Raw genomic sequence first — 26,988 nt, 5'->3', positions numbered from 1 at the left:
TTGCTTTTTTTCTTCTATTCGAGATAGGTCGAGGGATCGACCGGGGCCGAGTTCTTGCGCACCTCGAAGTGCAGCTTCGGCGAGTCCGTCGTACCGCTCATGCCAGACAGCGCAATTTCCTGTCCGCGCTTGACCTTCTGGCCGCGCTGCACCTCGATCGAACTGGCGTGGCCGTAGACCGTGACGAGGCCGTTCTCGTGGCGCACCAGCACCGTGTTGCCGAATTCCTTGAGGCCGTCGCCGGCGTAGATGACGACGCCGTTCTCGGCCGCCTTGATCGGCGTGCCCGAGGGCACGGCGATGTCGACGCCGTCCTTGCCGGATCCGAAACCGGAGATCACCCGGCCGCGCACTGGCCAACGCATCTTGCCTATGCCCGTGGCATCCGGCGCCACCGCGTCGTCGTCCTCGGCCTGCTGGATGACCTTCGCATCCTTCTTCGGCGGCGTGTAGGATGCCAGCGTTTCCGACGGCGTCGTCTTTGCCGCGGGCTGCGTGGTTGCCGTCGTCACCGGATCGACCTTCGCCGGCTTGGCGCTGGCGACAGTCGCGGTTCCGCCGGCCGGCACCTTCAAGGTCTGGCCGATCTTGAGCAAGCCATCCTTCATGCCGTTGGCCTGCTTCAGCGCAACGACGCCGACGCCAGTCTTCCTGGCGATCGAGGACATCGTGTCACCCGACTGGACCGTATAGGTGCCAGCCGCACTGGTTGCCTTGGCCACTTGCGTCGGCTTTGGCTCCTTGGGCTGGCTTGCGGCGGCCGACGTGTCGACCTGAGCGGCAGCCTTGCCTTCTTTGAGCTTCGGCTGCTGCGGCAGCACCGCGACCTTGTCCGGCGCGGTGGCCGGCAGGTTATGCTTCCCGTCCTTCGCCGGCTTTGCATCGGCGACCTTCGGCTCGGCCTTGCTCGAATAGGCATAGGCCGGGATGACGATCTTCTGGCCGCTCTTCAGCCCCTTGGTCGGGCTGAGGCCATTCACCTTCATGATGACATCGGCCGGCACCTTGTAATGCGCTGCCAGGCCGGAAATGGTCTCACCGTCCCTGACGACGATTTCGGTCGCGTGCGGCCTGCCCGCCTCCGCCACCTTCGGCGCATCGGGCTGCGCTTCCTTGAACGGCTTCGCGGCCGGCGCGACGGTGCCGGTTGTCGTCCTGTCGACATGAGGAGCCGGCCGGACCATGGCCGGCGCCGATGCGACACGCACCGGATTGGCGGCAGGCGCGAGCGCCGGCTCGGGTTGCGCCTGGGCTGTGGCGGGCGGCGGTAACGGCCGGCTGGAGACCGGATCGAGGCTGGAGCGGCTCACCGACTGCGTATGGCTGCCATCGAGCGGAGCGGCCGAGACGTCGCCCGGATAGGGCTGTACGGCATCCTGCTTGTTGATGATGGCGCGCTGATTATTGGTCGAAGAGGTGAAAACGTCATCGACACTGTTGAACCGCGAAGCCTGGGAACTGCACCCTGCCGCCGCGCCTGCAATCATGAGAACAGCGCAGCCCCGCGCCAGATTGCGACTATTTGCCTTCAAAACACTGAATTGCATCGCACTAACCCGCACAAACGCTGAACCAACTGGACAGGATTAAAGCGCGTTAATGTTACTGGTCGGTTAACCCATTAGAATCCGACGAAAATTTTCTTAAAACATTTTCGAGTGGACTGGAGGCGGGTTGAGATTCAGGTCAAGCCGAGTCGAAAATGGTTGATACCGAGAACCGGAGCGGAGCGTACTTCAGTACGCTAGCGCTCGAAGCGCAGATATCAGCCATTTGCAGGCCGGCCTCACCTGAATCTCATGCGCCTAGATCACCGCGGCGACGCTGCGCAAGATCGGCTGCAAGCGCACCAGGCCGATATCTTCGCGCTCGAAACGGCTGCCGACCTTGGTCAGCTTGGCCAGCACCTGCTCGCCCTCCTCCGGCCCGATCGGCGCGATGACGATGCCGCCGCTCGATAGCTGATCGAGCAGGAAGCGCGGCAGGCTGTCGAAGGCGGCCCAGGCAACGATGCGGTCGAATGGCCCTTCATTGGGCAAACCGCCGGAGCCGTCGGCCTGGCGGACAATGACATTGCCGATGCCGAGCGCCTCGAAACGTTGCCTCGCCTGTTCGACAAGCGTCTTGTAGCGGTCGACGGTGACGACCCGCGCCGCCAGCCGCGACATCACCGCCGCGGTATAGGCAGAGCCGGTGCCGATCTCGAGCACGCGGTTTCCCGCTTCGATGGCGAGTGCGGCGATCACCGCCGCTTGCATGTCCGCCCCTTCGATCGCCTCGCCGCATTCGATCGGCAGCATGCGGTCCGACCAGGCGATCTGATGGAACTGCGCCGCCAGGAAGCCACGCCGCGGCGTCGCTTCGAAAGCCGCGATCAGGGCCTTCGGCACCGTTCCCCTGCCGCGCAGGCGCAAAAGGAAAGCCGCAAATCCTTCGCGATCGTCGATTGGAAAGCCCTGGTTCATGCAAGCGCCTTGCTCAATTGGTCACGGATCTCATGCGCGGTGAGGTCGAGCTGCAAAGGCGTCACCGACACCAGGCGGTTGCGCAGTGCGTAGAGATCGGTGCCTTGCTTGCCCTCGACCGGCTCGCGGCCGAAACGCAGCCAATAGTAAGGCAGGCCGCGCCCGTCACGCCGCTCGTCGACCCAAAGGCTGTGCACGAGCTTGCCCTGCGAGGTGACCACGGTGCCTGCGACTTCCTCGGGAAGGCAGTTCGGAAAATTGACGTTGAGCAGCACGCCATCGGGCAGCGGCGTCGCGACAAGCTTCTTCAGCAGCGCCGGCGCCAGCGCCTCGGTGGTCTCATAGGGAACCACGCGATCCTCGCCGACAGTGCTGTAGCCCTGGCTGAGCGCGATCGAGCGGATGCCGAGCAGCGCGCCTTCCATGGCGCCTGCGACGGTTCCCGAATAGGTCACGTCGTCTGCGATGTTGGCGCCCGAATTGATGCCTGACAGGATCAGGTCGGGCGCGCCGGGCAGGATCTTCTTCACGCCCATGATGACGCAATCGGTCGGCGTGCCGCGAACGGCAAAATGCTTCTCGCCGATCTTGCGCAGCCGCAGTGGCTCCGAGATCGACAGCGAATGCGCATAACCGGACTGGTCCTGCTCCGGCGCCACCACCCAGACATCGTCGGAGAGCGTGCGGGCAACGCGTTCGAGCGACGCCAGGCCCTCGGCATGGATGCCGTCGTCATTGGTCAGAAGAATGCGCATTATTTCGATTCGATCTTTTCCAGACCGCCCATGTAAGGCCGCAGCACTTCAGGAATGGTTACGCTGCCATCCTCATTCTGGTAATTTTCGATGACAGCTATGAGCGCGCGGCCGACAGCGGTGCCCGAACCGTTCAGCGTATGGACGAAGCGGTTGCCCTTGCCGTCCTTGTCCTTGTAGCGGGCGTCCATGCGGCGCGCCTGGAAATCGCCGCAGACGGAGCAGGACGAGATTTCGCGATAGGCGTTCTGGCCGGGCAACCAGACCTCGATGTCATAGGTCTTGCGTGCGCCAAAACCCATGTCGCCGGTGCACAGCACCATGGTCCGGAACGGCAATTCGAGCCGCTTCAGCACTTCCTCGGCGCATTGCGTCATCCGCTCATGTTCGGCAAGCGAGGAGTCCTGGTCGGTGATCGAGACCAGCTCGACCTTGTAGAACTGGTGCTGGCGCAGCATGCCGCGCGTGTCGCGCCCGGCCGAACCTGCTTCGGAGCGGAAGCACGGCGTCAGCGCCGTATAGCGCAGCGGCAGCTTTTCATGCGCGGTGATTTCCTCGCGCACCAGATTGGTGAGCGGCACTTCGGCGGTGGGGATCAGGCCAAGCCGGCCATCCCCGTGCGGCGTGAAGAACAGATCCTCCTCGAACTTCGGCAACTGGTTGGTGCCGAACAGCACCTCGTCGCGCACCATCAGCGGCGGAATGATTTCCTCATAGCCGTGCTCATTGGTGTGCAGGTCGAGCATGAACTGGCCGATCGCGCGCTCCATCCGCGCCAGCCCGCCCTTCAGCACGGTGAAGCGTGAGCCCGACAGTTTTGCCGCGCGCTCGAAATCCATCATGCCGAGCGCTTCGCCGATCTCGAAATGCTCCTTCACCCAGTTCGGGCGCGTCGGCGGCTTGCCGACGATGTGCTTGACCACATTGTCGTGCTCATCCTTGCCAACCGGCACGTCGTCGAACGGCACATTGGGCAGCACGGCAAGCGCGTCGTTCAGCGCCTTGTCGAGCTCGCGTTCGCGCGCCTCGCCATTCTGGATGAAGGTCTTGATCTCGCCGACTTCGGCCTTCAGCCTTTCGGCAAGGGCCGCATCGCCCGAACGCATGGCGTTGCCGATCTCCTTCGAGGCGGCGTTGCGGCGCTCCTGCCTGGTCTGCAACTCGGTGACATGCTCGCGCCGCGCCTCGTCCCTGGCGATCAATTCATCAACCGTGGACTGCGCCTCAGCCGCCGACCACGAGCGCTTGGCCAGCGCTTCGACAAGGGCCTTCGGGTTGTCGCGAATCCATTTGATGTCAAGCATGGTTTATCCGTCCTCAGCTATGCGAGAGGGCGTAAACCGCATCCTTGATTGATGCAAGATAGAGCGGGCAGCGACTGTCTATTTCCGGCGCTGCCTGTTGTCTTACGAAGCAGCCGGCGCTGGAGGCTCGTCCGGCGCTTTATCCGCCACGGTCTCGCCGGCTTCCTGCTTCTCGCGCGCCACCCGCTGCTTTTCCTGATCTCGCTCGATCCACCGCGCGGCCCAGATCGAGACCTCGTAGAGAAGGATGGTCGGAATGGCCAAGCCGATCTGGCTCATCGGATCCGGCGGTGTCAGCACGGCGGCAACGATGAAGGCGATGACGATCGCCCATTTGCGCTTTTCCGCCAGCGCCTTGGACGACAGCATGCCGACGCGTGTCATGAGGCTGGTCACCACCGGCAACTGGAACACCAGGCCGAAGGAAAAAATCAGCGTCATGATGAGGCTGAGATACTCCGACACTTTCGGCAGGAGTGAGATTTGCACCTGATCGTCGGTGCCGGCCTGCTGCATGGCGAGGAAGAACCACATCACCATCGGCGTGAAGAAGAAATAGACCAGCGAGGCGCCCATCAGGAACAGAATGGGCGACGCGATCAGGAACGGCAGGAAGGCGTTGCGCTCGTTCTTGTAGAGGCCGGGCGCGATGAACTTGTAGATCTGCGTGGCGATCAGCGGAAAGGCGATCACCATGCCGCCGAACATGGCGAGCTTGACCTGCGTGAAGAAGAATTCCTGCGGCGCGGTGTAGATCAGTTCGACCTTGTGCGGATCGAGCCCCGCCCATTTCGTCGCCCATTTGAACGGGACGACTAGAAGGTTGAACAGCTTCTTGGCGAAGAAGAAGCAGACCAGGAAGGCGACGAAGAAGCCACCGAGCGACCAGATCAGCCGCCGACGCAACTCGATGAGATGCTCCATCAGTGGAGCGGACGATTTTTCGATCTCGTCCTTTTCCTTGTCCGAAACGCTCACTTGGCGGCTCCCGCCGTCTTTTTGGCTGCCGGCTTCTTCACTGGCGCAGGTTTCGGTTCGGCCTTTGCCGCGGTTTTGGCAGCAGTCGCTTTGGCCACGGCTGGCTTCACGGTCTTCGCCGCTTCAGGCTTTGCGGCCGCAGCGGTCTTCGCCGGTGCCTTTGGCGCGGCCGCCGCTTTCGCTGGCGCGGTAGCTTTCACAGCCGAAACCTTGGCCGACGCTTTTGCAACCGGCACTGCCTTTGCCGGCGCAGCCTTGGTCGCCTTCGGCGCCGCACTCGTTGACGGCGTTACTACCGATTCATCGGTCATTGCCGGGAAAGTCGCCGGCGCGACCTCCGCGCCGCCAGGCATGGTCGTCGCGCCGTTCTTCAACGGCTCGGCCGCCACGGGTGTAGAGGGTGCCGGCGTTGCCGGATCAGGGGCCGGCTTTGGCTTCATCGCCGCGTCGACGCCGGCGCGCACATCGGCTGCCGCCTGCTCGAAGGGATTGAGCTGCTTCTTGATCTCGGCAACGGGGCTGAGGCCCCTGAGCTCGTCGACCGACTTCTTGACGTCGTCGAGCTCTGCTTCCTTCAGCGCTTCGTTGAACTGCTTCTGAAAATCGGCGGCCATGGCGCGCAGCTTCGCCGTCGTGCGACCGAAGGTGCGCAGCATGTTAGGCAAATCCTTCGGCCCGACGACCACGATCATGACGATCGCGATCACCAGCATTTCGGTCCAGCCGACTTCAAACATGGCAATCTGTTCCGACTAGAACTTTCTGGCTCAGCTCTTGCTGGCTTTTTCCTTCACGGCCGAAACGGTCTCGTCGGCACGGTGTTCGACGGTGCGCTTGTCTTCGGCGACGTCGTCATCCGCCATGCCCTTCTTGAAGCTCTTGATGCCCTTGGCCATGTCGCCCATCAGTTCCGGAATCTTGCCGCGGCCGAACACCAGCAGCACGATCACCAGCACGATCATCCAGTGCCAAATCGAAAATGAACCCATAGCTAATCTCTCTCGAACGTTTTCCCTGGCGATGATCTATGCGTTTTCGCGTTGGGATTCAAACACAACAGCGACAGAGTTTATGAAAGGGTGGCGGTTGTCACGCATTTTCAGTGCGATGGCCCGCTACGAATCCGCGCATGTACAGTCTGCCGACTGCTTTTGAAACAGATTTCGCGGTCAATCTTCCGTGACGCGCGGCGTCAGCAGGCCGAGTTCCTCGAGATCGATGTCGGTCAACGGATCCTCGTCCTCGGCCAGCGCATCCGGGTCGGCCGGCGGCTGCGGTATGGAGAAATTAGACGGCATCCGACCCGAAAGCAGGCCGGCGCCCTTCAGTTCTTCCATGCCGGGGAGATCACGGATTTCCTCGAGCGCGAAATGGTCGAGGAAGGTTTCGGTGGTGCCGTAGGTGACCGGACGGCCGGGCGTCTTGCGGCGGCCGCGCATGCGCACCCATTCCGTTTCGAGCAGCGTGTCGAGCGTGCCTTTCGAGGTCTCGACACCCCGGATGTCCTCGATCTCGGCGCGCGTCACCGGCTGGTGATAAGCGATGATCGCCAGCACTTCGAGCGCCGCCCGCGACAGCTTGCGCTGCTGCACCGTATCGCGGCTCATCAGGAAGGCCAGGTCGCCGGCGGTGCGGAACGCCCAGCCATCGCCGACGCGCACCAGATTGACGCCCCGCCGGGCATAGATCTGCTGCAGCTCGGCCATCGCGAGGGCGACGTTGATGCCGTCGGGAAGGCGTGCGGCAAGCTGCTTTTCGCTGACGGGTTCGGCGCTGGCGAACACGATCGCCTCTGCCATGCGCACGGCCTCCGCCATATGCAGCCGCTCGGCCGGATTCTGGACCTGCTCGGCGCCCCCCTCGGCAACAAGCTCCTGCTCCGGCGCATCTTCGACCTTGAACGGGATCACGGAAGCGTTGGCGCGTTCGCTCATGTTGCCACCTCGACTGCCTTGATCGGCTGCACCCGGCCGCGCAGATAGATCGGTGCGAACGTCTGATCCTGACGAACGTCCATCGTGCCGTCACGCACCAGTTCCAATGTCGCCGCAAACGAACTGGCGATCGCCGTGCGCCTTTCCTCGGGGCTGGTCATGTACGCGATCAGGAAACTTTCCAGCGTCGTCCAGTCGCTAACAGCCCCGACCAGGCGGGTCAGGATGTCGCGCGCGTCCTTGAGCGACCAGACGCCACGCCTGGCGATCGTCACATTGTTGATTGCCTGCTTCTGCCGCTGCTGGGCATAGGCGGTCAAGAGATCGTAGAGCGACGCCGAATAGGCGTTGCGCTTCTCGATGATGATCATCTCGGGCATACCGCGCGCGAACACGTCGCGGCCGAGCCGGTTGCGGTTGACCAGACGCGCCGCCGCGTCGCGCATGGCTTCCAGGCGCTTCAACCGGAACTGCAGAACCGCCGCCAGTTCCTCGCCGCTTTCGCCTTCATCGCCCGGCTGCTTGGGGATCAGGAGCTTCGACTTCAGGAAGGCAAGCCACGCCGCCATCACCAGATAGTCGGCGGCAAGCTCCAGCCGCAGCGTCCTCGCCGTCTCGACGAAGGCCAGATACTGCTCGACCAGCGCCAGGATGGAGATGCGCGCCAGATCGACCTTCTGGGTGCGGGCAAGGTGCAGGAGAAGGTCGAGCGGACCTTCGAAGCCGGCCACGTCGACGACCAGCGACGGGTCGCCCGTCAGCCGTGAATCGTCGTTCTCGGCCCACAGGCGGTCCATCGGTGCGGCCTTCGCGGCCTTGCTTTCCAATGTTTCCGCCACTGCTCGTCACTTCCCTTTCAACTAGGCCACCGCATCGAAATAGGTGGCGAATTCGGCGCGTATTTCGGTTTCTTCGGCCGCGTCGCGTTTCTCTATATAGGTCATCGCGCGCTTTGCACGCTCAAGCGACTTGCCCTCAAGCCCTTTGGTCCGCGACGCGATGCCCGCCATCTCCTCGAAAACGCCGTTGCAGTGAAGGACCAGATCGCAGCCGGCCGCAAGGATCGAGGCCGCCTTTGTCGGGAAATCCCCAGAAAGTGCCTTCATCGAGGTGTCGTCGCTCATCAGGAGCCCGTCAAAGCCGATCTCGCGTCGGATGATCTCATCGATGACCTTGCCGGACGTCGTCGCCGGGTTGTTGGGATCGATGGCGCTGTAGACGACATGCGCCGTCATCGCCATCGGCAGATGGTTGAGCTCCCGGAACGGAGCAAAGTCGTGCCGCTGCAGATCACCGAGCGAGGCGTTGACGACGGGCAGCTCGAAATGCGTGTCGGCGAAGGCCCTGCCATGGCCCGGAATGTGTTTCATCACCGGCAGCACGCCGCCCGACATCAAGCCTTCCGCAGCGGCGCGGCCGAGTTCGATGACCGGACGCGGCTCCTTGCCGTAGGCGCGCGCGCCGATGACGTCGCTGGCGCCCTCGATCGGCACGTCCAGCACCGGCAGGCAATCCGCCGTGATGCCGTAGCGCAGCAAGTCGAAGGCGTGCAGGCGCGCCAACAGCCAGGCCGCGCGGGAACCGGCGTCATGATCGTCGCGCCACAACGCGCCAAGCGCGCCGCCCGAGGGATAGTTCGGCGCCAGCGGCGGCCGCAGGCGCTGCACCCGGCCACCCTCCTGGTCGATGAACACCAGCGCATCGGGACGCCCGATGCAGTCGCGCATCTCGGCGACCAGGTCGCGGATCTGCTCGGTCTCGCCGATGTTGCGGGCAAACAGGATGAAGGCCCACGGGCATTCATTGCGATAGAAATTGATTTCTTCGCGGGTGAGCGATTTCCCGGCACAGCCGAGGATCATGGATTTTGATTCGGTCATGCCTGGAGTCTAGGACTTCGCGCGACGAAAGGGAATCGTCCCGGGATCACCGCCGCCCGGCGCCAGAACGGCTTCCACATGAAAAAAGCCGGCGCGGTCTAAGACCGCGCCGGCTTGATTGGTTGACCGGTGACTAGAGCGGTTCACCGTTTCACGGAAACGGCAAACCGCTCTAACTCTTGGTTTTGACGCAATTCCGAACGGAAAATCGCTTCACGCTTTTCCTGGAATTGCTCTAGCGCGACACGAAGCAGTTGCCGCCGGCAGCCTTGTAGTTGGTGCACAGGTTGATGGCATCGTTGCGCGACTGGGCCACGACGCGAACGCGGTAGAACGTGCCCTTGCCGGCGATCTCGGCCTTGACGATGTTGGCTTTGCGACCGGAAAGCACGCTGGCGTAACGACGCTGCAGATCCTGGTAACTCGACTGGGCGCTTTCCACCGTCGGCTGCGAAGCAACCTGCATCGACCACGAACCGCCACCGGTTGCCGTCGTTGCCGGATCGATGGAGGCGACCTGATCGGGCTTGACCTCGCCGACGACGTCGACCGGCTGGTCGGACGGACGCTGCGGCGCGATCGCAACCTTGGCCGGAGTATTGGCTGACTGCGTATTGGCTGACTGGGCCTTTTCCGGTTTGGCTGCCGGCTTGAGGGCCGGCGCGTCGTCCGACTGTGCGGCGACGGGCGCCACGGTGCCGGTCTGATCGGCATCGGCCTGGGCCGCAGGGGCGACATGCTGCGGCGCCGGATCGGCCGGTTCGGTGACGGCCACCTGCGGTGCGGCCGGTGCCGGGTCCTCGCGCGGCACCAGCGAGCCGTCCGACTTGACGACCATGGTCCTCACCTTGCGCGGCGCAACGGCGACGACATCGGCGTTGGTGCCCTTCTCGGCATCCTGCAGCACCTGCGCGATGCGATCCTCGGACTTGGGTGCCGGCGCTGCGTTGTCGGCTGACGCCGCATCGCCGGTCGGCGCTGCATTGGCAGTCGCCGGCGCCGCATTGGCGGTCGTCTGCGCGGCGTTGTTGTCGCCCGTTTCGCCGGCGGCAGCGTTCTGGTCGGCCGCGGCGTTCTGATCGGGGGAAAGATCGACGGCACGTGCCGGATCCTTCGCCTGCACATCCACCGGTTCCTCGACGTCGGTGACAAGCTTCTGCTGAACCGGCTCGGCCGGTTTCGCGCCCTTGACCACCGCGTCATAGACCTTGTTGTCCTGGTTCGGCACCACGGCGCCGCCCGGATTCTCAGGCTTGACCTTGATCGGCGAATTGTCGGCCTTGACGATCACCGGAGCTTCGCTCCCGCCCTTGCCGCCCAAAGAAAGCGCAAAGGCGCCAAGGCCGCCTGCAACCGCCACCGCACCGACAATCGCCGCGATGAACAGGCCGCGACGTCCCGACGACTTGGCCGCCTCGCGTTCGCCCAGACCCGGAACGGACATCGCCTCGTCGAGTTCCGGATCGTAGTCGAGTTCGTCGACGGTGAAATCGTCCGACTGCGAAACCGGCTGGCTGCCTGGCAGGCTGTCGAGGTCGAAGCCGTCAGCGGCATCGGCATAACTTGCGGTCGCCGCCGCACGGGCCGGCATTTCCGCCGGTCGCGCCGCATAGGTCCGCGCTTCCGGCTGATAGACCGGTTTGGGCTCTTCATAGGCCGGATTGAGCCCACCAGGGTTGAAACCGGCATTGTAGGAATCGTCGGCATAGGAAGCGCTGCCAGCGGAAGCTGGCGCGACCTCGACCGAATTCATCTCGGTCAAAAGGCTGGCGAACTCCGCATCGAGATCGTCATAGCCGGCAGCCGTCGGCGCATCGTCCTCGAAATGCAGCTCCGGAATGTCGAGATCGTCAGCCAGCGCCACGACGCGCTCGGGCACATCGACCGTTTCGACATCGGGCATCTCGTCGTAGCGCGGCGACTGCGGCGCCGGCGGTGCCGAGACTGGGGTTGTGTAGGCGGCAGCCGCAGCCGGCTCGGCCGCACGGTAGGACGGCACAGATGCCACCGCTGGGGCTGCTTCCGGTGTGGCGGTCCTGGCCGCCATCGAAGCGGACGGCTGCGCGGCAAACGCCGGCGGCTGGGGAACCGGCGTCACGCGGCTCCACGAGCGGGCTGGCTCAGTCGGCGTGGAACGTTCCGCCAGCCAATCGAGAGAATCATCCCGATCCTGCGGGGAAGCGGCCCCATCACGTGGATCGAGGCTGTTGGCCAAGGCGACGTCGAATGCATCATTGTCGAAATCGACGTCGACCTCGGCGGCATCCGAGCCGTGATCCCCGAGTTCATCGAACAGCATATCGTCGAGATCGACATCGGCGGCCTGGGCGGCATGCGCCTCTTCGGACGCCGGCTCATCGAGATCCCAGTCGAGGTCGCCAGCAAGGTCGGCGGGCTCGTCGGCAACCGTCTCTGGTGCGGCAGCAGGCTGGGCGGGAGCAGCGGAAGGCTGGGCCACAAAGGGTTGGGCCACAAAGGGTTGAGCCATGACGGGCTCTTCCTTGGCCGACGGAGCCGTGCGCTGAGTCATGGCACCCAGCAGCGCGTTCAACTCGTCTTCCAGGCTTCGTTCATCGGCGGCAGGGGCCGTCACGGTTGCGGCGGGCGCCACCAGCCAGGCGGGAGTGGCCGCGGCCTCGGCGACGACCGGCTCTTCGGCAGGCTCGGCAGCACCGTCATCCAAGCTCGGATCAAATGCGTCATCCGACACGGCTTCAGGGCTTGAAAATTCGCCAGTATCCACGGCATCCGCGCGCACTTCGTCTGCTTCCGCCTGATCGAAGGCCACCGGCTCGTCCGCTGGAACGTCAAAATCCACATCGACATCGGCGATTGCGTCGTCGAAACGGCCCTCGAAATCCTCGTCGGAAATCGCCTGGTCCTGGTCCTGTGCGGCCGCCACCGGCTCTGGGTATTCCACCGTGGTCGCAGCCGCATGACGCTGATCCACCGGATGGTCGTCGAGCATCAATTCGTCTTCGAGCGAAATCGAGGCCTCGTCGTCGAAATCAGGATCGGAGGCGGCCTCGACAACCGGCACTTCGGCAACCGCGTGCTGGGTCCCGGCGACTTCGTCCTCGATGCGGAAATCCTGATCGAGCGACGCGGCGAGCTCGTCCTCCATCGGCACATCGTCTTCGAAGGGCGAAACGTCTTCGAGCGAACTTGCGACGGCATTATCGAAATCGGCGTCGAAGGCAGGTTCGACGGCTGGTGCGGCTTCGGCAGCGCTGGGGTTCACATGGCTGGCGACGGACGCCTGCTCATCGGCAGCAGTGAAGTCCAGGTGGAAATCGTCGTCGAGCGAAAGAGCAAGATCATCGTCCGCGCGAAGATCGTCGTCCGTCCCTTCATGAGCGGGAGCTGTTTCGAATGCCGGCTCATAAGCTTCGACAACCGGAGCGGCGTCGCTGTCGTCAGCGTCGAACTCGCCCATCAGTTCCTTTTCGAGGTCGATATCGAAGTCGCCCTCATCCGCCGGCTGACTGGCGACATCGGCTTTCGGCTTGACCGGCTGGCGCGGGTCGAATCCCATGATCCTGGTCAGTTCCGCGAACGGATCATCGTCGGCGATGTCGTTGTTGTCGGCTACTCTCAGCTGGGTTCTGTCTGCCATTATTGTTCCCGAACTCGCACTCAGTCGGACGCCATGGACGTCGCGCAGGGTTGGCCCTTACCAGCGCAATGTGGGCAAAAGGTGACAGGTTTTTTAGTCAAACCTAACGCATTTCGGTGGGCGCAGCGGCTCCGATCAGCGTCAGGCCGGACGTCAGAACGTCCGAAACAGCCTGCACCAGCCCTAGTCTGGCATGCGTCAATTCTCGGTCGTTAACCTTAACAAAACGTAAGTCCGGATTATCTGTGCCACGGTTCCAGTGTCCGTGGAAACTGGAAGCGAGATCGTAGAGGTAGAATGCCAGCCTATGCGGCTCCAGCGCAAGCGCGGCGGACTCGATGAGACGCGGATATTCGGCGAGCTTGCGGATCAGGCCGATCTCGCCCTCATCGGTCAGCGACGTCACCGCCGCCACAAGGCTGTTACGGTCGAAATTCGCCTCGCCCAACTGCTCGCTCGCCTGCCGGAACACCGAATGGCAGCGCGCCGAGGCGTACTGGACATAAAACACCGGATTGTCCTTGGACTGTTCGGTCACCTTGGCGAAGTCGAAATCGAGCGGCGCATCGTTCTTGCGGTAGAGCATCATGAAGCGGATCGGGTCGCGCCCGACTTCCTCCACCACTTCGCGCAACGTCACGAAATCGCCGGAGCGCTTCGACATGCGAACCGGCTCGCCATCGCGAAACAGCTTGACCAGGTTGCACAGCAGCACGGTGAGCTTGACGTCGTCGCCGGCAATTGCCCGCGCCAGTGCTTCCAGCCGCTTGACGTAGCCGCCATGGTCGGCGCCGAGCACATAGATCAGGTCGACGAACCCGCGATCGACCTTGTCCTTCAGGTAGGCGACATCGGCGGCGAAATAGGTGAATGAGCCGTCGGACTTGACCAGAGCCCGATCCATGTCGTCGCCGACCGCGGTCGAGCGGAACAGCGTCTGCTCACGGTCTTCCCAGTCGTCCGGCTTCTCGCCCTTGGGCGGCGGCAGCTTGCCCTTGTAGATATGGCCCTTCAGCGTCAGGTCGTTGATCGCCGACCGGATCTTCCTGGCATTATCGGCATGCAGCGTGCGCTCGGAGAAGAACACGTCGTGATGCACGTTGAGCAATGCCAGATCCTCGCGGATCATCGCCATCATCGCATCGATGGTCCGGTCCTTGACGATGGCCAGCGCCTCGTCATCCGGCATCTGCAGCAAGGAGCGTCCAAATTCCTTGACCAGCGCCTCGCCGACGGGGACGAGGTAGTCTCCGGGGTAGAGCCCTGGCGGAATCTCGCCGATGTCCTCGCCGAGCGCCTCGCTATAGCGCAGGAAGGCCGAGCGTCCGAGCACGTCGATCTGCGAGCCCGCATCGTTGATGACATATTCCTTGGTCACGTCATAACCGGCAAAGGCCATGATATTGGCAAGCGCGTCACCGACAACCGCGCCCCGGCAATGGCCGACATGCATCGGCCCGGTCGGGTTGGCGGAGACATATTCGACATTGGTTTTCCGGCCGGCGCCGATCGTCGAGCGGCCATAGTTGCGGCCCTCGCCCAGAAGTGCCGACAGGTGCGCCTGCCAGAAACCGTCCTTGAGCCGGAGATTGACGAAGCCCAGGCCGGCAACCTCGGCGGCGGCGACATCCACGTCATCCCGCAGCGCCAGCGCCAGCCTGTCGGCCAGCACGCGCGGGTTCTGCCCAGTAGGTTTGGCCAGCACCATTGCAGCATTGGTCGCAAGGTCGCCATGGCTGGCGTCGCGCGGCGGCTCGACGGCGATGCGCGACAGATCGGGCGAAACGCCGTCTTTGTCTTTCAGATCAAGCGCTTCGACAGCCTTTATGACTCGCGCGGTGAAATCGGCGAAGATGTTCATGGGTATTGCTCTGGCGGCTTTATGGCGAATCCGGCTCGTTGGCCGGCAAAATCGAGCCCGCCCTAGCTCAAATCCGGGGTGCGGTCAAACAAACGCCGGTGTTCCTTCAGCGCGTAAGTGTCGGTCATCCCGGCTAGAAAGTCGGCCACGCTGCGGGCCTTGATGCGATCTTCAGCCCGGTCCAGCCCCTCGCGCCAGCCATCCGGCATGGCGCGCGGGTCGGCGAAATAGACGTCGAACAGGTCCCTGACGATCTGCTCGGCATCGGCGCGTACCCGCATGACTTCCTGGTGGCGGTAGAGGTGCTTGTAGAGGAAGGCCTTCAGTTCCTTCTCCACCGCTGCCATCTCGGCGGAAAAGGTCACCATCGTCTCGCCCGCCGCCCTCACCGCATCGGCGCTCTGCGGCCTGACGCGCTCCAGATTGGCTGTCGTCGACATGATCACGTCCTCGACCATGGCGGTGATCTGCCGCCGCATCAGCTCATGGCCGGTGCGAACTTCATCGAGCCTTGGATAGCGCTCGCGTACACCGTCCAGGATCGTTCCCGGCAGCGAGACAGTCTTCAGCATGTCCAGCGTCAGCAGCCCTGATCTCAACCCGTCGTCGATATCGTGGTTGTTGTAGGCGATGTCGTCGGCGATCGCGGCACATTGCGCCTCGATGCCGGCGAACCGGTCCAGTTCGAGGTCCTGCAACTGCGAGTAATCGCGGATTGCCTGCGGCACCGCTCCTTTCAGGCCCTTGCCGCTGCCGTCGGTCAGCGGGCCATTGTGCTTGACCAGCCCTTCCAGCGTTTCCCAGGTCAGGTTCAGCCCGTCGAATTCAGCGTATCGCGCCTCAAGCCTGGTCACGATGCGCAGCGATTGCGCGTTGTGGTCGAAGCCGCCCCATTGGGCCATCTTCTCGTTCAGCGCGTCCTCGCCGGTGTGGCCGAAGGGCGTGTGGCCGAAATCATGCACCAGCGCCACCGCCTCGGCCAGATCCTCGTCGCCGCGCAGCGCGCGCGCCAGGGCACGCGCGATCTGCGCCACTTCGATCGAATGGGTCAGCCTTGTGCGGTAGTGGTCGCCTTCATGGGCGATGAAGACCTGCGTCTTGTGCTTCAGCCGCCGGAAGGCCGTCGAATGGATGATGCGATCGCGGTCGCGCTGGAAAGGCGTGCGGGTCGGGCTCTCGACCTCATCGAACAGCCGGCCGCGCGAGCGCGCCGGATCCGTGGCATAGGTCGCGCGCGGCCGATAGCCGAATCCGATGTCGCCCAACTCGTTGGTCATGGCTGATGCTGCCGCGGTTGACTTGATCTAGTTGACTTGGCCCCTCTCGCTTCATACCTATCATGTGAAACCGAAAGCAAGGTGACGCCCATGGGCGCTGATGCCAAGATTGCCATGAAAGTCGACATGACCGAGGCCGCCGCCAGGCGGATCGCCAAGATCGTTTCTGGCGAAGCCGGCAAGACGGCGCTGCGCGTTTCCGTCGAAGGCGGCGGCTGCTCGGGCTTTTCCTACAAGTTCGACCTGGTCGATACGCGCAATGACGATGATGTGGCCATCGAGAAGGACGGCGCCACGGTGCTGATCGACGTTTTGTCGCTGGTCTATATGGGCGGTTCGGTGATCGACTTCGTCGACGATCTGATGGGCCAGTCCTTCCAGATCAAGAACCCGAACGCGGTCGCCTCCTGCGGCTGCGGCACCAGTTTCTCCATCTAGCGGCATTGTGATGCCTGCCATCGGCGCGGTCCGTCAGGTCGCGCTGTCGGCCGGACGCGACCTTGATTCGACGCTGGCCTTCTGGCGCGATGTGCTCGGTATGGGCGTTCACGCCCGCTACGATCCCCCGGGTATCGCCTTCATCATGGCGGGCGATGTGCGCCTGCTGTTCACAGACGGCGTTCCGGCCGGCACCGTCTATCTCGACATTGCCGGCCTCGAGCCCTTCCACGCCGAGGCGAAAGCCATGGGGGTCCCCTTCACCGCGCCGCCGACGCTGGTGCATCACGATACCGAAGGCCAGTTCGGTCCAGCGGGAGAAAGCGAGTGGATGGCCTTTATAAAAGATCCCGCTGGCAATACGATCGGCCTCGTCGAACGCCATCCGCCGCAGGAAGAATAGACCGTCATGAAAATCGTCACCTGGAACATCAACGGCGTTCGCGCCCGCATCGGCAACCTCACCCATTGGCTGACCGAGAGCGCGCCCGATATCGTTTGCCTGCAGGAAATCAAGACGGTCGACGACCAATTCCCGCGTGCCGAGATCGAGGCGCTGGGCTACAATGTCGAAACCCATGGCCAGAAAGGCTTTAATGGCGTCGCGCTGCTGTCGAAGCTGCGCTTCGACGAGGTCACCAAGGGCCTGCCGGGCGACGACGCCGACGAACAGGCGCGCTTCATCGAAGGCGTGTTCTCGACCGACAAAGGCGCGCTTCGCGTCGCCTCGCTCTATCTGCCGAACGGCAATCCGATCGATGACGAGAAGAAATTTCCTTACAAGCTGTCCTGGATGGCGCGGCTGGAGCGCTGGGCCGAAGAGCGCCTGAGGCTGGAGGAGGCGCTGGTGCTGGCTGGCGATTACAACGTCATTCCCGAGCCGATCGACGCGCGGTTTCCGGAGAACTGGCTGGGCGACGCGCTGTTCCAGCCGCAGACGCGACAAGCCTTCCGGCGGCTGCTCAACCTCGGCTTCACCGAGGCGGTGCGCGCGGTCACCGATGCGCCGGACACCTACACCTTCTGGGACTATCAGGCCGGCGCCTGGCAGAAGAACAACGGTATCCGCATCGACCATCTGCTGCTGTCGCCGGAAGCCGCCAACCGATTCTCGTCGGCCTCGATCGAAAAACATGTGCGCGCCTGGGAAAAGCCGTCCGACCATGTGCCGGTGGCGATCGACCTCGCCTTGTTGCCGGCCTGACGGAGAAGCGCCCCCGGCCCAGATGCCGGGACACAGCCGAGCTGGACCTCATCTCGCCACATTCAGGCGCATGATGGGAGATCATCATGGCGGCTGGGGTTCCCATGAGCATTCGATTTCTTGTTTGTCCGATCGGCTTGGCATTTGCCACCGCCGCCTGGGTGCCGGCTTTCGCCGCACCGGAATGTCTTGCCAATGGCAAATCCTATCCGGTCGGTCAGGTCGCCTGCCTGACCGTTGCCGACCAGAGCCATCTGGCGCGCTGCGAGANGCCAATCTCCCCCCTTGAGGGGGAGATGTCCGGCAGGACAGAGGGGGGCGCCGTAGAGCGCCAGTCCCAACAGCAACCGAGCATCGAGAATGGCCTCGCACGCCTCTGCCTCCAAACCCATCGTGCAAACGCCAAGTCGATGCGCAAGGTGATGACCGACGCCGAGTTGAAGCTCTGGAACGAGCTTCGCGCGCACCGGTTGATGGGGCTTGGCTTCCGGCGGCAATTTCCGATCGCCGGCTACATTGTCGACTTTGCTTGTTCAGAGAAGAAACTGGTCGTCGAAGTTGATGGCTCCCAATACGCGGAAGGCGATGCCGTCGCGGGCGACGAAGCGAGATCATCACGTCTGGGGAAGAATGGCTGGACCGTCCTGCGCTTTTGGAATGACGACATCATCCGTGACATCGACAATGTCTGCCAGCACATTGCAATCGTGGCCGGTGTTGCGGGTACATCAGTATAACAGCAAGGCTGGCGGGACAGCGCCCCCCTCTGTCCTGCCGGACATCTCCCCCACTTGGGGGGAGATTGGCTGTCACAACCGTTTTCGCCAATCTCCAACGTTGCAAGAAAAACGCGCCGGCAGCCAAGCTGCCAATCTCCCGGTCCAAACACCCCCTTGCGGGGACATCGGCAGTTCGGCGGTCAACGCCTTACTGTTCCGCGTTGGTGGTGCCCTTGGTCAGGATGTCGTCGGCGAGCGAGATCGCCGTGCGCCGGTCGGCTTCGCCGGCGGCGGCGAAGGCCTCTTCCTGCATGCCGCGGATCCAGGGCTGATCGGCCGGCGAGGCGCGTTCGAGCGCCGCCGTCATCATCGCCAGGCCGCGAACGATCTTGCCGCTCTGGAACAGCAGGTGGCCAAGCGTCGCCTGGGCGCCGGCATGGCCCTTCTCGGCGGCAAGTTGGAACCAGCGCCCGGCCTGCTTGACGCTGGCCTTCACCCCGCCTTCGCCCTTCAGGAACATCTGCCCCATCTCGAACTGGGCGTTCGGGTTGCGGTAGTTGGCGGCGGCGCGCATGTAATATTCCTGTGCCGCCACCTCGTTCTCGGCGACCGGGCTGCCGGGAATGCCCTTGCGCAGATAGTCGCCGAGCGCCACCAGCGCGTCGGAGACGTAGCTTTCCTCGGGCGAACCAGGCTCGACGTCCTGATCGACGATCTCCGAGAAGAACTTGAACGCTTCATAGTCGTCGCGCGCCACGCCGTCGCCCTCGGCATACATGCGGGCAAGCTTCCAGGTGGCGCCGATCTGGCCGTTTTCGGCGGCGTATTTATAGGCCTCGGCGGCCTGTTCCTTGTGGCCGTTCTTGTAGGCGGAGAAGCCGAACTGGAACACCGCCCAGGGGCTAGATTGCGGCTTCACGCCGGTCTTGTCGTCGAACACCTTGTCGTCGAAGGCCAAAGCCTGGCCCACGGCGCCAAAGATCGCAAACGCGACAAGTGCCGGCAGGACAGATGACCTCAACAACTCTGGTGTTGACTTCAACAACTCAGATATCCGCATAGCAGTGTGTTTCTTTCGCACCGCCCGGATGGGTGACCGCGCCGTCGCGGGCGGAACCTACCGTCTGTGCGTATTTCCAAATCGCGCCCGACTGATAGTCGGTCGCGCGCGCCTTCCATGTCTTTGCCCGCGCCGCCAGTTCGGCCTCGGTCAGCGCCACTTCGATCGTGCCGTTCACCGCGTCGATCGAGATCACGTCGCCATCCCGGATGAGACCGATTGGACCGCCGACCGCCGCTTCGGGGCCGACATGGCCGATGCAGAAGCCGCGTGTCGCGCCCGAGAAGCGGCCGTCGGTGATCAGCGCCACCTTGCCGCCCATGCCCTGGCCATAGAGCGCTGCCGTCGTCGACAGCATCTCGCGCATGCCTGGCCCACCGCGCGGCCCTTCGTAACGGATGACGAGAACCTCGCCTTCCCGGTAATTGCGATGCGTCACCGCCTCGAAACATTCCTCTTCCGAATCGAAGCAGCGCGCCGGCCCGGAGAATTTCAACTCCGTCATGCCCGCGACCTTCACGATCGCGCCTTCGGGGGCAAGGTTTCCCTTCAACCCCACGACACCGCCGGTTTGGGTAATGGGTCTGTTGGCCGGGCGGACCACATCCTGGTGTTCATTCCAGGAAACATGCTCCATATTTTCGGCCAAAGTGCGGCCAGTGACCGTCAGGCAATCGCCATGCAGGTAGCCATGGTCGAGCAGCGTCTTCATCAACAGTGGAATGCCGCCGGCCTCGAACATGTCCTTGGCGACATATTTGCCGCCAGGCTTGAGATCGGCGATGTAAGGCGTCTTCTCGAAAATCCTGGCCACGTCGAACAGGTCGAACTTTATCCCCGCCTCATGTGCGATCGCCGGCAGATGCAGGGCCGCATTAGTCGACCCGCCGGTGGCCGAGACCACGGTCGCCGCGTTCTCCAGCGCCTTCAGCGTGACGATGTCGCGTGGCCGGATGTTTTTCGCGATCAGTTCCATGATTTTTTCGCCGGACGCGAAATTGAAGCGGTCCCGCATTTCGTAAGGCGCGGGCGCTCCGCAGGAATAAGGCAGCGCCAGGCCGATAGCCTCGGCGACGGTCGCCATGGTGTTGGCGGTGAACTGGGCCCCGCAGGAGCCGGCCGAGGGACACGCGACCTGCTCGATCTCGAGCAGTTCGTCATCGCTGATCGTGCCGACCGAGTGCTGGCCGACAGCCTCGAACACGTCCTGCACGGTGATCTGCCGGCCGCGATAGCTGCCGGGCAGGATCGAACCGCCATAGATGAAGATCGACGGCACGTTGAGGCGCACCATGGCCATCATCATGCCGGGCAGCGACTTGTCGCAGCCGGCCAAGCCGACCAGCGCATCGTAGCAATGGCCGCGCATGGTGAGTTCGACCGAATCTGCGATGACCTCGCGCGACACCAGCGACGACTTCATGCCCTGGTGGCCCATGGCGATGCCGTCGGTGACCGTGATGGTGCAGAATTCGCGCGGTGTGCCGTTGGCGGCTGCGACGCCCTTCTTGACCACTTGCGCCTGGCGCATCAGCGAGATGTTGCAGGGAGCCGCCTCGTTCCAGCAGGACGCGACGCCGACCAGCGGCTGCGCGATCTCGGCCGCGGACAGGCCCATGGCATAGAGATAGGAGCGATGCGGCGCACGCGCCGGACCGACGGTCACATAGCGGCTGGGGAGCTTGGCCTTGGAAATGACTTTGGCGTCCATTCTCTTCCTTGCCCCATCTTCCCTGCAAATGGGGCGGTGCGGCCTCTCCCATCGCCGAGCCTTTTGGCGCGTTTCCCGAGACAAGATCGAGGTGCGCCGGGTTTATGGCGGGAAATGGGCAATTTCCTCGGCCCGGCTTCTAGCCCAGGGGTTGTTCAGAAAGTGTTGCCAAAACGTCACAATCGCACGAGGCGGCAGCAGTGCCGCCTATATGCAGTGCGGCTTGGATACCAAGCGCACCGGCGATGCCACTCAAACGAAAAAGGCCGGGCATTGCCCGGCCTTTTTCTAGAATTTTCAGCTACTTAGAATTTGATCTTGATGCCACCAGAAAACGCTGTGATCAGATCGTTGCCGAAATCGTAGCTAGCATCCTCGCCTGCGACATATCCGTTCTCACCAGCTAACTCCCCTGAGTGGCCGCTGGTCAGCACGCCGATCGCTCCAGCAAGCCGCACTTCGATATTGGGCCGCGGCGTATAGGCGACGCCGCCGCCCAGGGTCCACGTATCAGACTGCGCGCCATAGCCGTGCGAGGTACCACGATCCCAGGAAAGCTGGCCGGCGGCGCTCCACTGATCGTTGAATTTGTGGCCGACACCACCTGAAACGGTCCAGCCATCGCGGTACATCAAGTCGAGCGACGTCACTTGACCCGGACCGTTCGTGAAGCACGCCGCAGGCGGAGCTTGGGGGGTCGGGCAGATCGGAACACTCTGAAGCACACTCCAATTGACCCACTTGATTGAGCCGAAAGCAAGCCAACCGGGTGCGATGCCCGATTGAAACTTCAACTCCAGCGAGTCGGGCATATGTTGCGTCGAGCCATAAATCGCCTGGGATCCAACTGGCGTCGTAAGCGAACCGGAGATGTTGTCGAGCTTGACCTGTGAATTGTAGACCAAGCTGGCGCGAAGCGCGATCTCAGGGATTTCGTAGGCAACGCCGGCGCGCCAACCCCAGCCGTTAGCCTCCAGGTCGACGCGACCGATCGGCGACGGCCCAAATGGATTGAAACCCACCAAGCCTTCCTTGAAGCCCGAAATTTCCTGGTAGAACACGCCGCCGATAAAACGGAGCTGGCCCTTGCCGACATCGAACTTGTAAGAGCAGGTACCCGCGTAGTTGTTGCTCTTAATATCGGTTTCGATATTGGAGAACGCGCCGTTCCAAATACCAGGCGCTGTATGTGCGCCCCAAGGCTGCGAATAATCGATCATGCAGTCGACGCCTTGCACAACCTGGATCTTGCCTCCGATGCGCGGGACCCAGTAAGGCTCCGCTCCGTCGGCGCTTGTACCTAACCCAAGGTTGGCCCCGCCGGGACCGCGCGCATTCTCATACTTGCGGTCTGGCATCACATAAGTCGCTTCCGCCTCCGTAGCGAACGGCGCCGGATCGAACAGCAAGTCGATATCGTAGCCGCCGCGCTCCAGGCCGCCAGCATGCGCTGAACCCATCGCCGTCCCGATCAAAGCCAGCGAAAAGCACCCCGCCCCCAGCAGGGCTTTCAAACGCAAAGTGTTCATGGATGTCCTCCCCGAATAACTAGTGGCTCAAGCTAGAACCAATTCGGGTTAACGGCGCAACAACGAATTCCGAGGCGTACATGTACATGTTGACCAAACGCGTTTTCGACAAAATGCAACGCGGCGCCAGAACGCCGAAAATAGCTGACCAAGGCCTGCCCTGGCCTTGAAAGGGAAAGAAAAACGGCCGAAAAGGATCAAAAACAGGCTTTTTATGGGCCTACTGGCCCCATTGTTACATTATGGCAACAATGGGGCAAAAACTTCCGTTTACGTCAAAATTAACGCAACGGAATGCCCTTTTTCGAGGCAGGTTGCGCATGGGAATTTCCTCCGGCGTCACGGCGAATCTTGCCTCTCAACCGGCGTCGCGGACCCTGGTCAGCGCCACCGAAAGCTTGTCCTGCGCATCGCGGTATTCGGCGAGCTTCTCGCGTTCGGCCTCGACGATCTCGGCCGGCGCGCTGGCGACGAATCTTTCGTTGGACAGCTTCTTGTGCAGGCGTGCGATCTCTTCGGTGACCTTGGCCAGTTCCTTCTGCAGTCGTGAGGCCTCGGCGGCGAGATCTATCAGGCTGCCGAGCGGCAGGCAGATCGTCGCCTCGTTGAGCACGATCTGCGCCGAGCCCTTGGGTGCGGCATCGGCGAGCGAGATATCGCCGACACGCGCCAGGCGCTTGATGGCCGACTCTTCGCGCACCAGCCGTTCACGCGTCACGGCGTTGGCGCCGACGACGACGAGGGGCGCTATCGCGCCCGGCGGCACGTTCATCTCCGAGCGCACCGAGCGGATGCCGGAGACCAGATCGACCAGCCAGTTGATGTCGGCGGCCGCGGCCGCGTCCTCGAAGTCCGGCGAAGGCCAGGCCGCATGGCACAGCAGCGACTCACGCTCCTTGCCCTCGCCCGCCGTCTGCGCCCACAGCTCCTCCGTCATGAACGGCATCATCGGGTGCAAGAGCTTGTATATCTCGTCGAGCACGAAGGCGACGCAGGCGCGGCTTTCGGCCTTGGCGGCCTCGTCCGTGCCCATGAACACGGGCTTCAGCAGTTCCAGGTACCAATCACAGAACAGGTTCCAGACGAAGCGATAGGCGGCGCCCGCCGCCTCGTTGAAGCGGTATGAGGTGATGCCGTCGGTGACCTCGCGCGCCGCGCGCGTCAGCTCGGTTAGGATCCAGCGGTTGACCGCCAGCTTGGCGTCGTTCAGCCAGAAATCATCGTTGCGGGCGACTTCGTTCATCTCGGCGAAGCGGGTCGCGTTCCACAGCTTGGTGCCGAAATTGCGGTAGCCGGCGATGCGCGCCGGGTCGAGTTTCACGTCGCGCCCCTGCGCCGCCATCACAGCCAGTGTGAAGCGCAGCGCATCGGCGCCATATTCGTCGATGAGGTCGAGCGGATCGACGACGTTGCCTTTCGACTTCGACATCTTCTGCCCGTTCTTGTCGCGCACCAGCGCGTGCATATAGACGGTGTGGAACGGCTCCTCATCCATGAAGTGCAGGCCCATCATCATCATGCGGGCGACCCAGAAGAAGATCAGGTCGAAGCCGGTCACCAGTACGTCGGTCTGGTAGTAGGTCTTCAGCTCCGGCGTCTGGTCCGGCCAGCCCAGCGTCGAGAATGGCCACAGCGCCGACGAGAACCAGGTGTCGAGCACGTCCTCGTCCCGGGTCAGGATCTCACCCGGCTTGTAGTTCTCGAGCTTGTCCTCGACCCAGGCCTTCCACGGCCCTTCCAGGGCCAGATAATATTCTATCGCCGCGCTCAAAGCCTGCTCTTCGGTCTTCTCGACGAAGACGTGCCCGTCCGGCCCGTACCACGCGGGTATCTGATGACCCCACCAAAGCTGGCGCGAGATGCACCAAGGTTCGATATTTTCCATCCACTGAAAGTAGGTTTTCTCCCAGTTGCCCGGTATGATCTTGGTGCGCCCCTCGCGCACCGAGGCGATCGCCGGTTTGGCGAGTTCGGCAGCGTTTGCATACCACTGCTCGGTCAGGAACGGCTCGATCGGCACGCCGCCGCGATCGCCATGCGGCACGGCGTGGCGATGCGGCTCGACCTTGTCGAGGAAGCCGCCGGCCTCCATCAGTTCGACGATCTTCTTGCGTGCGGCGAAACGGTCGAGGCCGTCGAGTTCGTCCCAGACCGCCTGGCGTTCGGGCGTCACATCGAGGCCGGCGAGAAAATCCTCATTATCCTTGAGCTTGATGGCGGCTTCGACGGTCAGGATGTTGATCGCCGGCAGCTTGTGGCGCTTGCCGACCTCGAAGTCGTTGAAATCATGCGCCGGCGTGATCTTGACCGCGCCCGAACCCTTTTCGGGGTCGGAATACTCGTCCGCCACGACAGGGATCTTTCTGCCGACGATCGGCAGCACCACGTTCTTGCCGACCAGATGCTGGAAGCGTTCGTCATCCGGATGCACGGCGACCGCGGTGTCGCCCAGCATCGTCTCGGGACGCGTCGTCGCCACGATGATGAATGTTTTGGAGTTTTCCGGGTCGAACGCCACGCCCTCGATCGGATAACGGAAGTGCCAGAGGTTGCCGTTGACCTCCTGCTGCTCCACCTCGAGATCGGAGATCGCGGTCAGCAGTTTCGGGTCCCAGTTCACAAGGCGCTTGTCCTTGTAGATCAGGCCCTCCTTGTAGAGCGTGACGAACACTTCGAGCACGGCCTTGGAAAGGCCCTCGTCCATGGTGAAGCGTTCGCGCGACCAGTCGGCCGAGGCTCCGAGCCGCTTCAGCTGGTTGAAGATGGCGCCGCCGGATTCGGCCTTCCATTCCCACACTTTCTCGATGAACTGTTCGCGCGTCAGGTCGCGGCGGTGGATCTGCTTTTCCATCAGCTGGCGCTCGACCACCATCTGCGTGGCGATGCCGGCATGGTCCATGCCCGGCTGCCAGAGCACGTTCTTGCCTCGCATGCGCTCGAAGCGCACCAAAATGTCCTGCAGCGTGTTGTTGAGCGCGTGGCCCATATGCAGCGAGCCGGTGACGTTGGGCGGCGGGATGACGATGGTGAAGGCCTCGGCCCCCTCCTCAGCGCCGGCGCCGGCGCGAAACGCGTCTGCCTCTTCCCACACCTTGGCGATTTTCGGCTCGACGGTCTTTGCGTCGTAGGTCTTTTCAAGCATGGGGAAACGGTCCGCGCTGTCGGGATTTTTTGCTGGTTCGGTGTAAATCGGAAGGCCTTGGCCAAGTCAACCGCAAGGGAGGACTCGGTTCACCACAAGCAGATAGGCGCGGCCTTGTCCATTTCAACGGAAGGTCGTGCGAGTGCCAGTCGCGTCTTGACCACCGGCATCACGACAATACCGTGCCGGCGCTGCCGTAGAGCGCATCGGCTTCAGGAAAGCGCCGATCGAGGGCGGCGCTTTGATTCCGGAATCGGCCGTGATCCTTACTGCGCGCCGCGCGCGACGCGCTCGATCTCTTCGCGCACCAGTCTTTCGACCAGCGTCGGCAGATTGTTGTCCAGCCAGTCCTGCAGCATCGGCCGCAGCATCTCTTCGGCCATCTCGTCGAATGTCTTCTTGCTGCGGCTGGCAAAGGCGTCGGACAACTCACCGAAGGCAGCGGCCACCTGCCGGCCCGTGTGCTCGGAAAGGATTGCGGCGCGGGCCGCGGGCGCTTCATTTGCGGCACGCACCTCGGAGGTGCCTGCCGGAGCACCGCTTGACGAAGGCCGCTCGAAAGCAGGCTCCGCCACCGGTTCATCCACTGGCGCCTCGGGTTGGGCAACCGGCTTGCGGACGCTCCTGTCCGGCATCGCCTTCGCCTGCTCGCCAACCGCGGCGATCTCGCGCCGCCAATCGGCGACGATGGCATCGCTCGTCGCACCGGCCTCGGGGGCCCCAACCTGCGGGACCATTGGCGCTTCCGTCCTGACGGCAGGCGCCGGCTCGGCGGCGATCCTGGCGCTGACCTCGGCAAGCGTCATCGACGGCTTGACCGGGGCGGCATCGACGCGCGGCGATTCCATGCGCGCGATCACAGGGTCGGGCGATGGCGCCTGGATTTCTGCGAGCGCCACCGGCTTCCTGACTTCGGGGGCAGCCTGCAACTCGGCGCGAAACGCGTCGACGTCGGTGGTTGCAGCCGCGCCCGATGCCGGCTCCAGGTCCTGGCGCAGCTCATCGGCCTCGCCCGGCTGCTTGCGGCCGTTATCGCTATCCTCGATGATCCTCCTGATGGAAGCCAGTATCTCTTCCATGGAAGGTTCGCGCTGTGCGCTGCTTGCCGTCGCCAT

At 63.2% G+C, this 26,988-nt stretch carries 22 protein-coding genes; 4 read left to right on the top strand and 18 right to left on the bottom strand.

What is annotated here, in order from left to right; translation table 11 throughout:
• Window positions 1-14: 14 nt before the first annotated feature.
• The 13 genes from X743_RS167280 to X743_RS167340 form a co-directional block, all read right to left on the bottom strand.
• Entirely contained in the window at window positions 15-1,547 is a 1,533-nt protein-coding gene (locus tag X743_RS167280; protein WP_023763501.1) for a peptidoglycan DD-metalloendopeptidase family protein, read from the bottom strand.
• A gap of 258 nt (window positions 1,548-1,805) precedes the next feature.
• A complete protein-coding gene (locus X743_RS167285; RefSeq protein WP_013895107.1) occupies window positions 1,806-2,465 on the bottom strand; it encodes a protein-L-isoaspartate(D-aspartate) O-methyltransferase in 660 nt (219 codons plus the stop codon).
• Window positions 2,462-3,220, bottom strand: coding sequence for a 5'/3'-nucleotidase SurE (gene surE, locus X743_RS167290; protein ID WP_013895106.1), 759 nt, complete (start codon window positions 3,218-3,220; stop codon window positions 2,462-2,464). The genes X743_RS167285 and surE overlap by 4 nt, the downstream gene beginning before the upstream one ends.
• The gene (gene serS / locus X743_RS167295; RefSeq protein ID WP_023763500.1) at window positions 3,220-4,524 is read right to left on the bottom strand and encodes a serine--tRNA ligase; all 1,305 of its coding nucleotides are present in this window, start codon (window positions 4,522-4,524) and stop codon (window positions 3,220-3,222) included. The genes surE and serS overlap by 1 nt, the downstream gene beginning before the upstream one ends.
• 102 nt (window positions 4,525-4,626) lie before the next feature.
• Window positions 4,627-5,502, bottom strand: coding sequence for a twin-arginine translocase subunit TatC (gene tatC, locus X743_RS167300; protein ID WP_023763499.1), 876 nt, complete (start codon window positions 5,500-5,502; stop codon window positions 4,627-4,629).
• A complete protein-coding gene (gene tatB / locus X743_RS167305; RefSeq protein ID WP_023763498.1) occupies window positions 5,499-6,239 on the bottom strand; it encodes a Sec-independent protein translocase protein TatB in 741 nt (246 codons plus the stop codon). The genes tatC and tatB overlap by 4 nt, the downstream gene beginning before the upstream one ends.
• Before the next feature lie 30 nt (window positions 6,240-6,269).
• A complete protein-coding gene (locus X743_RS167310; protein WP_013895102.1) occupies window positions 6,270-6,491 on the bottom strand; it encodes a twin-arginine translocase TatA/TatE family subunit in 222 nt (73 codons plus the stop codon).
• A gap of 180 nt (window positions 6,492-6,671) precedes the next feature.
• The gene (gene scpB / locus X743_RS167315; protein ID WP_023763497.1) at window positions 6,672-7,436 is read right to left on the bottom strand and encodes an SMC-Scp complex subunit ScpB; all 765 of its coding nucleotides are present in this window, start codon (window positions 7,434-7,436) and stop codon (window positions 6,672-6,674) included.
• Window positions 7,433-8,233, bottom strand: a complete 801-nt coding sequence (locus X743_RS167320; protein ID WP_023763496.1) for a ScpA family protein — start codon at window positions 8,231-8,233, stop codon at window positions 7,433-7,435. Before X743_RS167320 ends, scpB begins: the two co-directional genes overlap by 4 nt.
• A gap of 63 nt (window positions 8,234-8,296) precedes the next feature.
• Complete coding sequence (gene nagZ, locus X743_RS167325) at window positions 8,297-9,316, bottom strand: beta-N-acetylhexosaminidase (RefSeq protein WP_023763495.1); 1,020 nt, start codon at window positions 9,314-9,316, stop codon at window positions 8,297-8,299.
• A 235-nt stretch (window positions 9,317-9,551) separates the two neighbouring features.
• Window positions 9,552-12,932 (bottom strand): SPOR domain-containing protein, encoded by a 3,381-nt coding sequence (locus tag X743_RS167330; RefSeq protein WP_023763494.1) that lies wholly within the window; start codon window positions 12,930-12,932, stop codon window positions 9,552-9,554.
• 103 nt (window positions 12,933-13,035) lie between these two features.
• The gene (argS, locus tag X743_RS167335) at window positions 13,036-14,793 is read right to left on the bottom strand and encodes an arginine--tRNA ligase (RefSeq protein WP_023763493.1); all 1,758 of its coding nucleotides are present in this window, start codon (window positions 14,791-14,793) and stop codon (window positions 13,036-13,038) included.
• Between the two features lie 62 nt (window positions 14,794-14,855).
• Window positions 14,856-16,070, bottom strand: a complete 1,215-nt coding sequence (locus tag X743_RS167340) for a deoxyguanosinetriphosphate triphosphohydrolase (RefSeq protein ID WP_023763492.1) — start codon at window positions 16,068-16,070, stop codon at window positions 14,856-14,858.
• A gap of 90 nt (window positions 16,071-16,160) precedes the next feature.
• Here X743_RS167340 and erpA point away from each other — a divergent pair, with 90 nt between their 5' ends.
• From erpA to X743_RS0135255, 4 genes are all read left to right on the top strand, one after another.
• Window positions 16,161-16,508 (top strand): iron-sulfur cluster insertion protein ErpA, encoded by a 348-nt coding sequence (gene erpA, locus X743_RS167345; protein ID WP_031257350.1) that lies wholly within the window; start codon window positions 16,161-16,163, stop codon window positions 16,506-16,508.
• Between the two features lie 10 nt (window positions 16,509-16,518).
• The gene (locus tag X743_RS167350; protein ID WP_023763490.1) at window positions 16,519-16,911 is read left to right on the top strand and encodes a VOC family protein; all 393 of its coding nucleotides are present in this window, start codon (window positions 16,519-16,521) and stop codon (window positions 16,909-16,911) included.
• 6 nt (window positions 16,912-16,917) lie between these two features.
• Complete coding sequence (xth, locus tag X743_RS167355; protein ID WP_013895093.1) at window positions 16,918-17,712, top strand: exodeoxyribonuclease III; 795 nt, start codon at window positions 16,918-16,920, stop codon at window positions 17,710-17,712.
• Window positions 17,713-18,122: 410 nt separating this feature from the next.
• Window positions 18,123-18,449, top strand: coding sequence for an endonuclease domain-containing protein (locus tag X743_RS0135255; protein WP_031257348.1), 327 nt, complete (start codon window positions 18,123-18,125; stop codon window positions 18,447-18,449).
• A gap of 190 nt (window positions 18,450-18,639) precedes the next feature.
• Here X743_RS0135255 and X743_RS167360 read toward each other — a convergent pair whose 3' ends face one another.
• From X743_RS167360 to X743_RS167380, 5 genes are all read right to left on the bottom strand, one after another.
• Window positions 18,640-19,491 (bottom strand): tetratricopeptide repeat protein, encoded by an 852-nt coding sequence (locus X743_RS167360; RefSeq protein WP_031250208.1) that lies wholly within the window; start codon window positions 19,489-19,491, stop codon window positions 18,640-18,642.
• Window positions 19,478-21,202 carry a dihydroxy-acid dehydratase gene (ilvD, locus tag X743_RS167365; protein WP_023763488.1) on the bottom strand — a complete coding sequence of 575 codons (1,725 nt, stop codon included), beginning with the start codon at window positions 21,200-21,202 and terminating at the stop codon, window positions 19,478-19,480. The genes X743_RS167360 and ilvD overlap by 14 nt, the downstream gene beginning before the upstream one ends.
• A gap of 305 nt (window positions 21,203-21,507) precedes the next feature.
• The gene (locus tag X743_RS167370) at window positions 21,508-22,731 is read right to left on the bottom strand and encodes an OmpP1/FadL family transporter (protein ID WP_023763487.1); all 1,224 of its coding nucleotides are present in this window, start codon (window positions 22,729-22,731) and stop codon (window positions 21,508-21,510) included.
• A gap of 358 nt (window positions 22,732-23,089) precedes the next feature.
• Window positions 23,090-25,873 carry a valine--tRNA ligase gene (locus X743_RS167375; RefSeq protein ID WP_023763486.1) on the bottom strand — a complete coding sequence of 928 codons (2,784 nt, stop codon included), beginning with the start codon at window positions 25,871-25,873 and terminating at the stop codon, window positions 23,090-23,092.
• A gap of 266 nt (window positions 25,874-26,139) precedes the next feature.
• Complete coding sequence (locus X743_RS167380; RefSeq protein ID WP_023763485.1) at window positions 26,140-26,988, bottom strand: PopZ family protein; 849 nt, start codon at window positions 26,986-26,988, stop codon at window positions 26,140-26,142.

Source organism: Mesorhizobium sp. LNHC232B00, from assembly GCF_000502435.1.
Lineage (GTDB): Bacteria > Pseudomonadota > Alphaproteobacteria > Rhizobiales > Rhizobiaceae > Mesorhizobium > Mesorhizobium opportunistum.
Note: the sequence above shows the minus strand (reverse complement) of the source record. Positions and strands in the feature narration are given on the sequence as shown.